The sequence below is a fragment of the Peribacillus sp. NPDC101480 genome (genome assembly GCF_050277335.1).
Classification (GTDB): Bacteria; Bacillota; Bacilli; order Bacillales; family DSM-1321; genus Peribacillus.
On record NZ_JBNNSB010000004.1, the window covers coordinates 341799 to 357202 of the forward strand.

Here is a 15404-nt window from a genome sequence, read left to right on the forward strand (position 1 = left end):
TTTTCATTTGTTAATGGTATAGGGCTCTTTTTAAACTTTATCGAATGTAAAAATTGAAAATATAAAATATATCGAAATAATTACATCAGCGATAAAATGAGCTTAATCAGATTGGACTCCTTATTTGGGAAATCAATTCATGAATAAAAAGTGGTGGAAATCTTTCACGCTTTTTTTCTATATATTCAATAAAAATACATATTGATTAGGGTGGTAGCAATGGCGAAACGTATAGAAAAAGTACTTGCGGCAAATCGTGGGGAAATAGCGATAAGGATTTTTCGTGCATGTACGGAATTAGACATTCACACAGTTGCAATCTATTCAAAGGAAGATTATGGTTCTTACCACAGATATAAAGCGGATGAGGCATATTTGGTCGGGGAAGGCAAAAAGCCGATTGATGCATATCTGGATATTGAAGGCATAATTGCGATTGCCAAAATGAGCGGAGTCGATGCGATTCATCCAGGTTATGGTTTCCTTTCAGAAAATATTGAATTTGCGAAACGTTGTGAGGAAGAGGGCATAATCTTCATCGGACCAGAATCAAGACACCTAGATATGTTTGGTGACAAAGTGAAAGCCAGAACACAAGCTGAACTGGCGGATATTCCGGTTATCCCTGGTAGCGATGGACCGGTGACCAGTGTTGAAGAAGTCAAGGAATTTGGTGAACAATATGGTTTTCCAATTATTATAAAAGCCTCTTTAGGCGGCGGCGGACGCGGAATGCGGATTGTCGAAAAAATCGAAGAAGTTGAAGAGGCTTATGATCGCGCAAAATCAGAAGCTAAAGCAGCTTTTGGTAATGATGAAGTCTATGTAGAGAGATTCATACAAAATCCGAAGCATATCGAAGTTCAGATTTTGGCTGATACTCATGGGAATATCGTCCATTTATATGAACGTGACTGTTCCGTTCAGAGACGGCATCAAAAAGTTGTGGAAGTGGCACCTTCCGTTTCCCTTTCCGAAGATTTAAGGGAAAGGATTTGTGAGGCAGCCGTCAAGTTGGCGAAAAATATTGATTATGTGAACGCTGGTACGGTCGAGTTCCTTGTCGCAAATGGCGAATTTTACTTTATTGAAGTCAATCCACGGGTACAGGTTGAGCATACCATTACTGAAATGATTACGGGCATTGACATCGTTCAATCTCAAATCATGGTAGCTGAAGGGCATGAGCTCCATGGCAAAAAGATCGGGATTCCCGAACAAGCGGGAATTAAAACTCATGGATATGCGATTCAATCAAGGGTGACGACTGAGGACCCATTGAATAATTTCATGCCCGATACCGGGAAAATGATGGTTTACCGTTCCGGTGGGGGATTCGGTGTTCGTCTGGACGCAGGGAATGGGTTCCAAGGTGCGGTCATCACACCATATTATGATTCCCTTCTCGTTAAACTTTCGACTCATGCGCTTTCATTTGAGCAGGCAGCTTCCAAAATGGTTCGTAACCTTAAGGAATTCAGGATTCGTGGAATTAAAACTAATATCCCCTTCCTTGAAAATGTTGTTAAACATGAAAAATTCATAAATGGGGAATATGATACATCATTCATTGATACAACACCGGAATTATTTAGCTTCCCAATCAGGAAAGACCGTGGGACAAAAATGCTTTCATATATCGGAAATGTGACCGTGAATGGATTCCCGGGAGTCGAGAAAAAGAAAAAGCCGGTTTTTGATCCAGCTCCGATTCCGAATGTTGGTGGTCTGCCGCTTATCTCTGGTACAAAAAATATACTTGAAGAGCAAGGTGCAGAGGGACTGGTCAAATGGATTAAAGAACAGAAAGAGGTATTGATCACCGATACGACTTTCCGTGATGCACATCAATCTTTACTGGCGACGAGAATCAGGTCGAAAGATATCCTTGATATCGCTGAGCCTACAGCAAAACTCCTTCCTGATTTATTTTCAATGGAAATGTGGGGCGGGGCAACTTTTGATGTCGCATATCGCTTCTTGAAAGAAGATCCATGGGACAGGCTGTTAAGTTTCAGGAAAAAAGCTCCGAATGTCCTTTTGCAAATGCTATTAAGGGCTTCAAATGCGGTTGGTTACAAAAATTACCCTGATAATGTCATTCGTGAATTCGTAGAGAAATCAGCGGATGCAGGCATTGACGTTTTCCGTATCTTCGATAGTTTAAACTGGGTTAAAGGAATGGAATTGGCTATTGATGCAGTTCGTCAATCAGGCAAAATTGCGGAAGCTGCCATTTGTTATACAGGGGATTTGAATGACCCATCACGGAGCAAGTATAATATCCAATACTATAAAAATATGGCGGTGGAATTAGAACAAGCCGGTGCCCATATTTTAGCGATCAAGGATATGGCCGGCCTCTTGAAACCTGAAGCTGCTTACCGCCTTGTATCGGAATTGAAAGAATCGACATCCCTTCCGATCCATCTGCATACTCATGATACAAGCGGAAATGGCATTTACATGTATTCTAAAGCGATCGAAGCTGGTGTGGATATCGTTGATACGGCGATAGGTTCTTTGGCTGGACTGACTTCGCAGCCAAGTGTACAAACACTTCTTTATGCATTGGAGGGGTCAAGCAGACAGCCTAAATTGGAAGTCGATTCTCTAGAGCGTTTAGGAGAATACTGGGGAGAGGTCAGGAAATTCTATCATGACTTCGAAAGCGGCATGAATGCACCTCATATCGAGGTTTACAAGCACGAGATGCCAGGCGGTCAATATAGTAATCTGCAGCAGCAAGCCAAAGCAGTGGGGCTGGGAGACCGCTGGCATGAAGTGAAAGAGATGTACCAGCGCGTCAATGTAATGTTCGGCGATATCGTTAAAGTAACTCCTTCATCCAAAGTTGTTGGGGATATGGCTTTATTCATGGTACAAAATAACCTGTCTGAAGAAGATGTTCTGACAAAAGGAAATTCCATCGATTTCCCTGATTCAGTCATAGAGTTATTCGAAGGCTATCTAGGTCAGCCAGTTGGGGGATTCCCTAAAGAGCTTCAGGAAGTTATCCTGAAAGGGAAGAAACCTATAACAGTAAGACCGGGTGAATTATTGGAAGAAGTGGACTTTGCAGCACTTAAAGAAGAACTATTCAAGGAACTGGGACGGGCAGTCACTGATTTCGATGTGCTTGCATATGCCCTATATCCAAAAGTATTCCTGGATTACAATAAAACGATTGAGCTGTTTGGAGATGTTTCCAACCTCGATACCGCTACTTTCTTATATGGCTTGAGGCTAGGGGAAGAAATCGAAGTTGAAATTGAAAAGGGTAAAACGCTCATCGTAAAATTGGTTTCAATCGGTCAGCCATTGGCTGATGGAACAAGGGTCGTTTATTTTGAGTTGAATGGTCAATCACGTGAAGTGATCATCAAGGATGAAAACATTAAATCTTCCGTTGTATCAAAAATGAAAGCAGACCCAAAAAATAAAGAACAACTCGGTGCGACAATGCCAGGTACGGTTATTCGCGTAGTGGTCGAGAAAGGCGATCAGGTCAAGCAGGGTGATCACCTAATCATTACGGAAGCGATGAAAATGGAAACTACCGTGCAAGCACCATTCTCCGGGACCATTAAAGATATTTATGTTAAAGATGGAGAAGCGATCAGTACTGGAGACTTATTGATTGAAATAACTAAGTAATCTAGCTAACTGTGACCTTGTAATGATTTGGGGTATTATGGGGTATGCTTGAGAATTCAAGCTGCTCTGTACCCTCTTTTTAGGCAATGTACGGGCATCTTGAGACAAAACAAAAACCACCATTCCCGGGAATGGTGGTTTTTGTTTTGTCTTTTTGAATTATTGATTGAACAATCAGACATTAACGGGCGGGTACCGTTGGTGTTATATCCTGTTCATCCTGTCCTTTGACTGCGTGCGTGGAGTTCCCTTTTTGCTGAGCTAGGGCATTTTTTTTACTTCTTGATGTCAATAGCATCAAATAGCTCATTACACCAAAAAAGCAGGCAATGAACAATGCGTGTGTCAATGCGATATATAAGTTTTGCCTTGAGAAAATGATAAAGGCTCCAGCGGTGACCTGTAAAAATACGAGAATGAATGCAGCAATCCAACCGCCATATAAAACTTTTTGATTTTTGTAATGTTTTTTGGCGATATAAGCCACATATGATACCCAAATGAAAATAGCGCCTGCCATTGCACGGTGCCCCATTTGAATCCATTCATAAAGGTTGGAGGGGAGTGCAGCGCTGTCATTTACACATAAAGGCCAATCCTTACAGATAAGACTGGATTCTGTATGCCTTACAAGAGCACCCGTATAGACGACTGCCAGACAAAAAATCAATACGCCAATAATATGGAATTTCATACGTTTGTCAACTATAAGTTTTTCGGCTTCGAACTTCTTGTCTACTTCAAAAATCAACAATGTCAGTAAAAAGACGGATGCAAAGGAAATGAGCGATATGCCAAAATGAAGGGCAAGGACGAAATCGGATTGTGACCAAATGACGGCAGCGGCTCCAATCAACCCTTGCAGTAACAGAAAACCAAAAGAAAGGACGGATAAGAAACGCGCTTCACGGATATGGCCGATTTTTTTCCAAGACATATAAGATAAAATTAAAACCAAGAATCCTCCAGCACCTGAAACGAGCCGATGGGAAAGCTCAATGACCAATTCAATCGTGATTTTGTCCGGGATCAATTGGCCATTGCACAATGGCCAGGACCTGCCGCAACCCATGCCGGAATCCGTCTTCGTGACTAAAGCTCCACCAAGTAAGATGAAAAGCATTACAATCGTTGTTAAAACAGCAAACCATTTAAGAGACGATTTCACTAGTAGTCCCACCTTTTTCTCTGTAGCAAATAGGATTGTTCTTAAAATTAATAATAGCATAAGGTTTTTCATAATATTTGTCGAACTTCCTCGATATTACACAAAATAGAATGATTTTACAAGTTCAGTTTATATTATAGCTATTAATTAAAATGCCTGAAATAGTTGAAAGTTGCAAAAGACTTTGATAGAAATAAAGGGAGTGTAAACCTTCAAGTAGGAGCAAAATAGGGATAGAGCCTAGGGGATGATGATAACAGCATACTATTCATGTTCTTGATGAACATCTAATTAACAGCAGTAAATTATTGAGACACAAATTGGTCAAAAATTATCCGAAAAATTTTCACAAAAGCTTCCAAAAATGTGTTTTAATATATTGAAGAAATGATTTTACTAAATTTTACTGTTATTAAGCATGATATTAAGAATGATAGCTCTCGATGGATTCCATTGACAACGGTCATTGGTAAATAATTTACTTTTTGTTTACGCTTCCTTGGTTACAAATATCGAAAAGTATGAAATAATGTTCTATAGCATATGTAAGTATTTTTTTGCATTTGCGTCTGTGCTGAATGATTTAAAGGAGGAAAACAAATGTCAGAAACAAGGGGTTTGTCAGAAGCTGTCATGGAGGACAGTAAAGCCGCCCTTCAATCGGATATACCTGAAACAACAGCTTGGAAGGATTTTCTCGCACTTATAAAAGTGGGGATTGTCAATTCAAATATAATTACAGCTTTTACCGGCGTGTGGTTAGCTCTTCATTTTTCGGGGCTTAGCTTCTTAAACAATCTAGATGTAGTGTTTTATACACTTGCAGGTTCGGCGCTCATTATGGCTGGATCTTGCAGTTTCAATAATTATTATGACCGAGATATCGATCATTTAATGGAAAGAACGAAAAACCGTCCAACGGTAACTGGAAAAGTACAGCCTTCAAAGGTATTGGCGTTAAGTTTCGGCTTAATTGCTGCAGGGCTGATTTTACTTGCATTGACTAATATGACAACTGCCATACTAGGTGCATTCGGCGTCTTCGCCTATGTTGTTTTATATACCATGGTTTTCAAGCGTAGATTTGTATCGAATACGATTATAGGCAGTATATCCGGAGCCGTGCCTCCACTTATCGGGTGGGCTGCAGTCGACCCGGGCCTTGATAAGATCGCCTGGGTCCTGTTCGCGATCATGTTCTTGTGGCAGCCGCCTCATTTTTATGCACTAGCAATGAGGCGTGTCGAAGAATATCGTGCAGCCGGGGTACCTATGCTTCCGGTCGTAAAAGGCTTCAAGGCCGCAAAAAGGTCGATCATGCTATGGATCGTCTGTTTAATGTTCGTTCCTTTCTTTTTAACTCCATTAGGAACTCCGCTAGTTATTCTTGCTGCATTATTGAGCACGGGGTGGCTTATTTTGGGAATTAAGGGGTATAAAAAGAAAGATGATGTTAAATGGGCAACATCCATGTTTGTATATTCTTTAAATTATATGACCATTTTATTTGTAGCGATGGTTATTGTCACTCTCATCTAGTTTTGGTTAAAATAAGCTGGCGGCCTGTTCTTATACAGGCTCCAGCTTACTGATATATATTGCACTGACCGCCACTCATACATATTAACGGAACCAACGGAGTCATACATAAGAGCGGTTACATGGATCATCTTAATAATTCCTTAGTTTAGGGATTCTTTCTTTTTTAGAAATTGACATAGAGAGAATATTCGCAATTGCGCCCATTTTTATTTTTGTGAGAAAATTTTGACGAAAGAGGGGTTTCTGAAGCTATGAAAAAAAGGCTGCACAAATGGCGCCTAATTGCTCTGCTGGGTATTGTAGGACTTGTCCTTTCGGGCTGCGGCGAACCATTTCTATCCGCACTGAAGCCAGCTGGCGATGTTGCGCAATCTCAGTATGACTTACTGATATTGAGTACACTAATCATGGTACTGGTTATTATTGTTGTGATTATTTTGTTCGTTGTAGTTTTACTACGCTTCCGTCGGAAGGAAGGCGACGAAACAATACCGAAACAAATTGAAGGAAGTCATAAACTCGAAATTATCTGGACTGTTATTCCTATCCTTCTTTTAATTGTTCTGGCTGTTCCAACCGTCGTCACGACTTTCGACTTAGCCGACACAAAGGCAATGGATAAGAAAGATAAGGATGGAAAAACGAAGAATGCACTTGTCGTGAATGTCAGGGCGAACCTTTATTGGTGGGAGTTTGAATATCCGGACCTTGGCGTTGTAACTAGTCAGGATTTGGTTGTGCCAACCGATCAAAAAGTGTACTTCAATCTAACTGCTTCAGATGTTAAGCATTCATTCTGGGTACCGTCTGTCGGAGGAAAGATGGATACCAATACAGAAGGGGTCAACCAGTTTTTCTTAGAATTCGATAGTAAAAAGGCAGAAGATTCGAACAACTTGTTTTACGGAAAATGTGCTGAACTTTGCGGTCCTTCACATGCTTTGATGGATTTTAAGGTCGTACCGAAGACCAAAAGCGATTTTGAAGCTTGGACTAAAGATATGAAAGCCGCGAAGGAACCTGTCGTTGAAGGTGATCTAGCCAAACAGGGTGAAGATGTCTTTAATCAAAGTTGTATAGGCTGCCATGCGGTGACACCAAATGACAGCAGGCCTGAAGCTGCTCGTCAGGCTCCGAACCTTGCTACATTCGGTGAACGTCAAAAAGTGGCTGGCGTATTGGATCATACGGAAGAAAATGTGAAAAAATGGATCAAGGATCCTGAGAAGTATAAACCGGGCAACACGATGACCGGTACTTACGGCGAACTTTCGGATTCAGATATTAATGCACTGGCAGCTTATTTATTAGAGCTTAAGGTGGAAGACAAATAGAGCATTGATTAAGGAGGTTAAATCGTGAGTACGTACGCTAATAAAAAAGGATTTGGCGCTACGCTTTGGGATTATCTTACGACGGTAGACCATAAGAAAATCGCCATTTTATATCTTATCTCTGGCGGGTTATTCTTTGTAATCGGCGGTTTGGAAGCGATGTTTATCCGTATCCAGCTTGCAATCCCAAATAATGACTTCGTAAGTGCCGGATTTTATAATGAAATATTGACCATGCACGGTACGACAATGATATTTCTGGCGGCCATGCCATTGGTATTTGCTGTTATGAATGCGGTTGTACCATTACAGATAGGGGCACGTGATGTTGCGTTCCCATTTTTGAACTCATTAGGTTTTTGGTTGTTTTTCTTTGGAGGAGTCTTTCTGAATCTTTCATGGTTTTTAGGGGGGGCTCCAGATGCAGGCTGGACATCGTATGCATCACTTTCCCTGCACTCCGAAGGCCATGGCATTGATTTTTACGTCCTCGGACTACAAATTTCAGGTTTTGGAACACTAATTGCAGGGATCAATTTCCTTGTTACCATTATTAATATGCGTACGCCTGGTATGACATATATGCGTATGCCGCTGTTTACCTGGTCAACTTTCGTTGTTTCTGCATTGATATTATTCGCTTTTCCTCCGCTTACCGTGGGATTGGTGTTAATGATGTTCGATCGGATGTTTGGAGCGAATTTCTTTGATGTAGCAGCAGGCGGGAATACGATCATTTGGGAGCATTTATTCTGGATATTCGGTCACCCGGAAGTTTATATCCTGATTCTTCCGGCGTTCGGTATTTTTTCCGAAATTTTCGCTACATTCTCCAGAAAAAGATTGTTTGGTTATTCATCGATGGTATTTGCAACCGTTTTAATCGGTTTCTTAGGTTTCATGGTTTGGGCGCATCATATGTTTACCACTGGTCTAGGTCCGATCGCAAATGCAATCTTTGCCGTGGCGACCATGGCTATCGCCGTACCGACGGGTATTAAGATATTCAACTGGATTTTTACGATGTGGGGAGGAAGCGTCAAGTTCACGGTTCCGATGCTTTATGCAGTTGCCTTTATTCCTACATTTACAATGGGTGGCGTGACAGGTATCATGCTCGCATCTGCACCTGCTGATTATCAATACCATGACAGTTATTTCGTTGTTGCTCATTTCCACTATGTAATCGTCGGTGGGGTTGTATTAGGTTTACTGGCTGGAATCAATTTCTATTGGCCGAAGATGTTTGGAACAATGTTAAGCGAAAAATTGGGGCAAATCACATTTTGGACGTTCTTGATTGGTTTCCATTTAACATTCTTCATTCAACATTTCTTAGGTTTGATGGGGATGCCTCGCCGCGTATTTACATTCTTGGACGATCAAGGGTTCAATACAGGTAATATGATTAGTACTGTTGGAGCCTTTTTGATGGCATTTGGAGTCTTGGTTATGGTCATCAATATCATCATTACATCTGTGAAGAATGAAAAAGTCGGCAATGATCCTTGGGGAGATGGCCGTACACTGGAATGGGCCATTCCATCACCACCGCCGTTTTATAATTTTAAACAACTGCCGCTTGTCCGCGGATTAGATCCTTACTGGGTTGAAAAAATGGAAGGGAAAAAGGAAATGACTCCTGCAGAACCACTTGGGGATATCCATATGCCCAATTCATCCATTCTTCCTTTAACGATTGCATCCGGTTTATTTATCGCCGCATTCGGTGCTTTATACCATATGGATGATAAGACATGGACCCTGCCTATAATGATTGTTGGACTTTTGGTAACATTTGGTTCAATGTTTATCCGTTCCGTTAAGGACGATCATGGATACCATATTCATAAAGAAGACCTTATGGACGATAAAGACAAGGGAGGTAAGGCATAATGCAAGCAGATGAAAGATTCACGGATGCTACTTGGCCTGCTTCTCCCGAGAAAGCGACTTTAGAAGGTAAAAATAAGTATTTGGGATTCTGGTTGTTTCTTGGTGGAGAGACGGTATTATTCGCCTCACTATTTGCAACTTACCTAGCATTGAAGGATAAAGTTCCAAATGGTGATGCAGCCCTAGCTAAAGATTTATTCGAATTACCGCTTACTTTTGTTGCAACCATGCTGTTATTGACCAGTTCATTGACTAGTGTGTATGCGATGTACCATATGAAAAATAACCATTTCAAACAAATGCAGGCTTGGCTTGTGATTACGGTTGCACTTGGATTTGGTTTTCTTGGACTCGAGATTTATGAATTTAATCACTATGTTCATGAATTCCATCATACATTTACGAGCAGTGCCTTCGGCTCCGCGTTTTATACGTTAGTTGGTTTTCACGGAGGACACGTTGCTTTCGGTTTGGTTTGGATCATATGTCTTATGGTGCGTAATGCAGGAAGGGGCTTGAATTTGTATAACGCTCCTAAATTTTTTGTTGCAAGTCTTTATTGGCATTTCATTGACGTAGTCTGGGTGTTTATCTTTACTGTCGTATACTTAATGGGAATGGTGGGATAACTGATGGCGAATGAACAATCAAATTCAGCGAACCCGAATGTCGATTTAAAATATCGCCGTAAGAAAAATGCTGAAGAGATGAAACACCAAGTGATATCATTTACACTTATGATTTTCTTTACATTACTTGCTTTTGCTGCTGTAGGAATCGAGGGTTTTTCACATTGGTTCATTAAACCAGTCATTTTGCTGCTGGCAGTTGTACAAGTGATTTTCCAATTGTATTATTTCATGCACATGAAACATAAAGGGCATGGCACCATTGCATTGTTCTTATTTTCGGGCCTTGCAGTCGGTTTGATAACTGTCCTTGTGTTCACAACGATTGTTTGGCTATAGACCATAAAGGAAATCGGCTATTGAATGATAGCCGGTTTTCTTTATGTGTTGATTAGCTAGAAAAAGAATCCAAGTTTATCTATATTTGTTACCATGTTTCATTTTAGGTATAATGAAAGTAAGAAAAAGTTTATGAACGAGGTGATTTTTTTGTCTATTGATATTTTCGGATTTCGCGCTTTGTGGAGTCCTTATTATTTTGCCGTCCTCGTACTTATAACCGTTGGCTATTTTTGGCTGGTGACAAAAAAAGGGGAGAAGTTTTCGGGCAGTTCAGTGCTATCCGTTAAACAGGCAACTTATTTTTTGATAGCCATGTTCCTTCTATATGCAGTAAAAGGATCACCACTGGATTTATTGAGCCATATCATGTTCAGTGCCCACATGTTTCAAATGGCACTGCTCTATCTCGTGATTCCGCCTTTATTTATCATAGCGATTCCAGATTGGCTTATGAGAACTTTCATAAACTCAAGGGGAGTGAAGCCGTTATTTCAATTTTTCACTAGACCTCTTGTCGCCCTTTTACTGTTTAATGTTCTTTTCTCGTTGTACCATATCCCGTTAGTGTTCGACTTTATCAAAACGGGGATGTGGTTTCATGCCGGATACACGGTCCTTTTATTTACCACTGCCGTTTTGATGTGGTTCCCGCTTGTCAATCAACTTCCGGAACGTGAAAGTCTGTCAGGTGTGAAAAAAGTAGCTTATATTTTCGGAAGTGGCATTCTAATGACCCCTGCTTGCGCTTTGATCATTTTTGCTAATGATCCGATGTATGATACATTTACCAATGCGGAATCTTGGGCGAGTGCCATGGAACTTTGCGTTCCGGCTTCAGCACTGTCAGGCTTAACGCTCAGTGGCCCGGAAATGTTCAATGGACTGCCATTGCTTGAGGATCAACAGCTTGGCGGGGTTCTGATGAAGGTGATCCAAGAAATCGTTTTAGGCTATGTATTAGGTGTCATTTTCTTTGCTTGGTTCAAAAAGGAGAATGGCGGCCAAAATGATATCGATCCGATACCTTCGGATTTTCAGACTGTAGAATAATTGTACGATAAAAGACTTGTCTTGGGACGGACAAGTCTTTTATCTGCCTTGCCTGTTTTTTGATTTAAAGAAAATAGCCAGTGATTCGACTTGGCTATTCTATAAAAGTGAGCATTCTGTTAATAATCCTTGATTTTATTGAATTTTATGATTGCCTCTTATAAAATGGTAGTTGATTAATAAATATAGAGAGGACTACAATACATATGTCTTTACCAATCCTTCCAACGATAAGTACAGCTTTCATTGTATTAAGTGCAATCACTGTTGCAATAGGCTGGTATCAAATTAAACAACGCAAAATCGAGACCCATAAAAAAACCATGATGGCGGCTGCGGTTTTTGCGGTAATCTTTTTCACTATATATCTTTCCCGGACGGTCTTCATTGGCAGTACGTCATTTGGCGGACCTGATGACATTAAAATTTATTATACAATTTTTTTGATCTTCCATATAACGCTTGCGACAACTGGAGCAGTTTTGGGAATCATCATGCTTACCACTGGTTTTAAAGGTAAATTCGCCATTCATAAAAAAATCGGACCTGCTACAAGCATCATTTGGTTTTTCACTGGGATTACTGGTGTAGCTGTTTACATCCTGCTTTATGTCATTTATCATGGCGGCGAAACAACATCTTTAATAAAGGCGATCCTGGGATTTTAAAATAACGAAAAAGCCTGGTGCAAAAAAGCATCAGGCTTTTGTAATGGATACGAAAAAAAGAGAGCATCACACATGATCTCTCTTTTTACCTCACTTTTAACTTACGGCTTTTACAGGCCGTTGAATTGTGTAAGTTCTTCTTTGATTTGAGAGAGGATTTTTTCACTTTGTTTAACTAGTGATGCAGGGAAATCCTCTCCTTCACCATATTCAACTCCGTGTGGATAATAGTGTTTTCCTAATAGAGGGACCATAAGTTTAATGACGGCCCTGTGAGAGCCTACATCGCCCTCTGTAGCATAGCCAAGTATTCTCAGGTAAAACGTGCCTTCTTTTAATTCGAACTTACGATCGTAACTGACTCTTTCGTAATCCCATTGTTCTGCACGTATTAAACCATATTGCGGCATTAGGTCATCTAATCGGTTTAAGTCGGCTGTGATGTTTTCGATTCCAAAGCTTTCAAATTTCACGAGTAGTACCTCCTATGTTTACTATTGGGAATTAAAATGACATACCGGGAAAATATTATGTACATGAATATATTAAAAATCTCCAAGTATGTTTATAATATACCATTTTATCCTATATTTTATAATAGTACGAAATGGTGGAAGTTGCAATGAACTCAACCATGGTATTTCAATCATTCACAAAAGTTCCATTTTAAAAATAAATTTAATGAAGGGGCAGTCTATCGTAAATTAGAAAATTATGATTGAACAGTGATATAATCAGGAAAGAAAGGTTTTTTGCATTGGATACATAAATTAGATAGAGAGAGGGAGTGTTCCTCTGCGCAATTTAGGTAAGGTGTTGGTGTTGATCGTTATTTTTTTCGTAATCGGTATTTATCTTAATATCGGCGATGAAGATGAAGGGAACCCTCTTATTGATGGTAACAAAGGTGTTAACCCCAATGGACATATAAATGAAAAAAGCCCTTCCTCTGAAAAGGATGGGGTTACTAAAGTGACAGAAGGTCTGGCAGTAACAATCGGGAAAAATGCAAAAGAGATAGAAAAGGAATACGGTAAGCCAGATCGAATTGATATGTCCGCATATGGATATGAATGGTGGGTATATAAAAAGAATTATAATAATTATTTTCAATTAGCCGTTGAAAATGGAAAAGTGGTATCTGCTTATGGGATCGGTGATGAGGTCAATGTCGCTCCTTTTAAAATTGGACAATCGATTGATGCCATCTATTCCAGCTTATATGTGGAACCTACTGTTGATATTGAAGTGGGTGACAGTTCCTATCGTTTCGAATTGTCGGAGGAAGACATGAACATGAGACCGTTGATTGATTTAGGGAATATCAATGTTCAGCTTTATTTGGATAAATTCACAGGGACTGTTTCAAGCATCCGATTTTTGAATGATTCGGCCCTATTGAAACAACAGCCGTATGAGTTGACCTATCATGGTGAGCTTGTGACAATTAAGGATCTTTCTGAGGAAGACATGGCGAAAGTGGAAGATGGCAATGAGCAGCAAATATTCGATATTACGAATATAATGCGCAGCCGGTTTGATTTGGAGCCTTTAGAATGGGATGCTCCAACAGCAAGGGTTGCCTACCTTCATAGCCGTGAAATGACGGACACACCTGAAGGAACCCATGTTTCTGAAACAAATGGGGATTTGGAAAAGCGTCTCGATGCAGGTCATGTAAAATACAGGGCAGCAGGTGAAAATATAGCGGCTAATTATGTGGACGCAGCTGCAGTCATGGAAGGCTGGCTAAATAGCAAAGGTCATCGGGATGCGATGCTGAACGAGGAATTTACAGGTCTGGGCGTCGGGGTATATAAAAAGTATTACACTCAGAATTTCATAAAGAGATAAAAAAAACGGATCCGTTTGGGTCCGTTTTCTTGTTCTGGATATAGCGCAAAGTTCCCCATCCATCCTCGCGCTGGACCTTCCCCTCTATGATAAGTTTGCCTACGTCAATTTGCATTTGCACGCAAACGGCAATGGAAGGTATTACGTAACGAACTTGGATATCCGCAGTAACGGAAGGTGGCCATCATGCCTTCATGAGTCATGTTCAATCAAGAGGTGTGTCAGGCATGGACACATCGTGAGTGTCGTCCCCTGTTCGCTTACATCCTTATTTAATTGCAGCGGGATTGAAAAATAAGAGCGGTTCCCTTGCTCTACTTTGGCTTTTAACCCTGAAACAATTCCCGATGAATCAGATAACTCTATTTCATCTGCAGCTTCAGCTAGGTTCTGGATGTCATTGATTAAGTCACATTCACGCGCATGAAAATACATCCTTTTTTGCTTTGGAACACATCCAATGGGATTTAAAATGGAATGTGATGCACTTTTTATTTACCTTTAGCATATGGTGCAATAGGCGATGTCTAAGTGTGAGGTGAGAGTAATGGCAAAAAGAAAACGGCCCTCCGTGGATCGATTTCGGGAGTTTGTAAAGGAGCATCCTCATTTAGTGAATGAAGTGAGAAGCAAACAAGCAACATGGCAGGAACTTTTTGAAGAGTGGTATTTACTCGGGGATGATCATCCACGCTGGCAGGCTGAAGGCAGTGTGGGTGAGACCAAAGTGAATACAGAATCCCCATCACCGCCGGACGAAAAGGGGGACCAAAGCACTGAGTTGATCGGTTCGTTAATGAGTGCAGTTAAAAATATGGATATGGGGCAGATTCAACAATATATTACGAATGCCAATCAGGCCATCGGTGCAATCCAAGGAGTGCTATCTGCTTTCCAAGGGAATAAATCAGGTGATACAAGTCCTCCCCCAAAAGAAAAAGAGCAGAGAGCTAACCCTTTTTTATTCACAAAAGATTAAGGAGGGTTTTTCATGCGTCAGAATATATATGAATTCATCCAAACAAACGAAGATATGCGAAATTACTTGAGGGTTCAGCCTGGATGGTACAGAAGGTTAATGCGTAATCCCCATGAAGTGGATGTGTTTGAAACCGAGGCGAAATATTATTTTGAAAAGTCGATTCCGCATCGGGTCTCTAAATTTTCGGAAAGCGTTCAGGTCGCCTCCATGATGCTTCATATGTTTCAAGCGATGAATGTTTCAGGTGAATGAAGAAAAAAAGAGTAAATTACTCCTTTTGGC

14 protein-coding genes are annotated in these 15404 nt (G+C 40.6%); 11 read left to right on the forward strand and 3 right to left on the reverse strand.

Annotated elements, in window-relative coordinates:
- Positions 1–219 precede the first annotated feature (219 nt).
- Complete coding sequence (gene pyc, locus ACQKMF_RS15985) at positions 220–3657, forward strand: pyruvate carboxylase (protein ID WP_427574014.1); 3438 nt, start codon at positions 220–222, stop codon at positions 3655–3657.
- Positions 3658–3838: 181 nt separating this feature from the next.
- Here pyc and ACQKMF_RS15990 read toward each other — a convergent pair whose 3' ends face one another.
- On the reverse strand, positions 3839–4825 hold the full coding sequence (locus tag ACQKMF_RS15990) for a COX15/CtaA family protein (RefSeq protein ID WP_427574016.1): 987 nt from the start codon (positions 4823–4825) through the stop codon (positions 3839–3841).
- Between the two features lie 600 nt (positions 4826–5425).
- Between ACQKMF_RS15990 and cyoE the strand changes: the two genes are divergently transcribed.
- From cyoE to ACQKMF_RS16025, 7 genes are all read left to right on the forward strand, one after another.
- Positions 5426–6364, forward strand: a complete 939-nt coding sequence (cyoE, locus tag ACQKMF_RS15995) for a heme o synthase (protein ID WP_101224553.1) — start codon at positions 5426–5428, stop codon at positions 6362–6364.
- Between the two features lie 254 nt (positions 6365–6618).
- Positions 6619–7701 carry a cytochrome c oxidase subunit II gene (gene coxB, locus ACQKMF_RS16000; RefSeq protein ID WP_427574018.1) on the forward strand — a complete coding sequence of 361 codons (1083 nt, stop codon included), beginning with the start codon at positions 6619–6621 and terminating at the stop codon, positions 7699–7701.
- Positions 7702–7725: 24 nt separating this feature from the next.
- Positions 7726–9597: a cytochrome c oxidase subunit I gene (gene ctaD / locus ACQKMF_RS16005; RefSeq protein ID WP_402941707.1), complete on the forward strand. Its 1872-nt coding sequence runs from the start codon at positions 7726–7728 to the stop codon at positions 9595–9597.
- Complete coding sequence (locus ACQKMF_RS16010; protein WP_402941709.1) at positions 9597–10226, forward strand: cytochrome (ubi)quinol oxidase subunit III; 630 nt, start codon at positions 9597–9599, stop codon at positions 10224–10226. Before ctaD ends, ACQKMF_RS16010 begins: the two co-directional genes overlap by 1 nt.
- Positions 10227–10229: 3 nt before the next feature.
- Positions 10230–10565 (forward strand): cytochrome c oxidase subunit IVB, encoded by a 336-nt coding sequence (gene ctaF / locus ACQKMF_RS16015; RefSeq protein WP_048684534.1) that lies wholly within the window; start codon positions 10230–10232, stop codon positions 10563–10565.
- 141 nt (positions 10566–10706) lie between these two features.
- Entirely contained in the window at positions 10707–11618 is a 912-nt protein-coding gene (ctaG, locus tag ACQKMF_RS16020) for a cytochrome c oxidase assembly factor CtaG (RefSeq protein WP_402942942.1), read from the forward strand.
- A 206-nt stretch (positions 11619–11824) separates the two neighbouring features.
- Complete coding sequence (locus ACQKMF_RS16025; RefSeq protein WP_057278459.1) at positions 11825–12286, forward strand: DUF420 domain-containing protein; 462 nt, start codon at positions 11825–11827, stop codon at positions 12284–12286.
- A gap of 110 nt (positions 12287–12396) precedes the next feature.
- Here the strand turns inward: ACQKMF_RS16025 and ACQKMF_RS16030 are convergent, their stop codons facing one another.
- Positions 12397–12759 carry a YugN family protein gene (locus ACQKMF_RS16030; RefSeq protein WP_101224559.1) on the reverse strand — a complete coding sequence of 121 codons (363 nt, stop codon included), beginning with the start codon at positions 12757–12759 and terminating at the stop codon, positions 12397–12399.
- A 346-nt stretch (positions 12760–13105) separates the two neighbouring features.
- Here ACQKMF_RS16030 and ACQKMF_RS16035 point away from each other — a divergent pair, with 346 nt between their 5' ends.
- The gene (locus tag ACQKMF_RS16035; RefSeq protein ID WP_427574021.1) at positions 13106–14140 is read left to right on the forward strand and encodes a CAP domain-containing protein; all 1035 of its coding nucleotides are present in this window, start codon (positions 13106–13108) and stop codon (positions 14138–14140) included.
- A gap of 192 nt (positions 14141–14332) precedes the next feature.
- Here the strand turns inward: ACQKMF_RS16035 and ACQKMF_RS16040 are convergent, their stop codons facing one another.
- Positions 14333–14575 carry a hypothetical protein gene (locus tag ACQKMF_RS16040; RefSeq protein ID WP_427574023.1) on the reverse strand — a complete coding sequence of 81 codons (243 nt, stop codon included), beginning with the start codon at positions 14573–14575 and terminating at the stop codon, positions 14333–14335.
- A 112-nt stretch (positions 14576–14687) separates the two neighbouring features.
- On the opposite strand from ACQKMF_RS16040, the gene ACQKMF_RS16045 reads away from it, so the two are divergent.
- Entirely contained in the window at positions 14688–15119 is a 432-nt protein-coding gene (locus ACQKMF_RS16045) for a YlbD family protein (RefSeq protein WP_230177569.1), read from the forward strand.
- A 12-nt stretch (positions 15120–15131) separates the two neighbouring features.
- Positions 15132–15374 carry a YlbE-like family protein gene (locus ACQKMF_RS16050; protein WP_101224562.1) on the forward strand — a complete coding sequence of 81 codons (243 nt, stop codon included), beginning with the start codon at positions 15132–15134 and terminating at the stop codon, positions 15372–15374.
- Positions 15375–15404 lie beyond the last annotated feature (30 nt).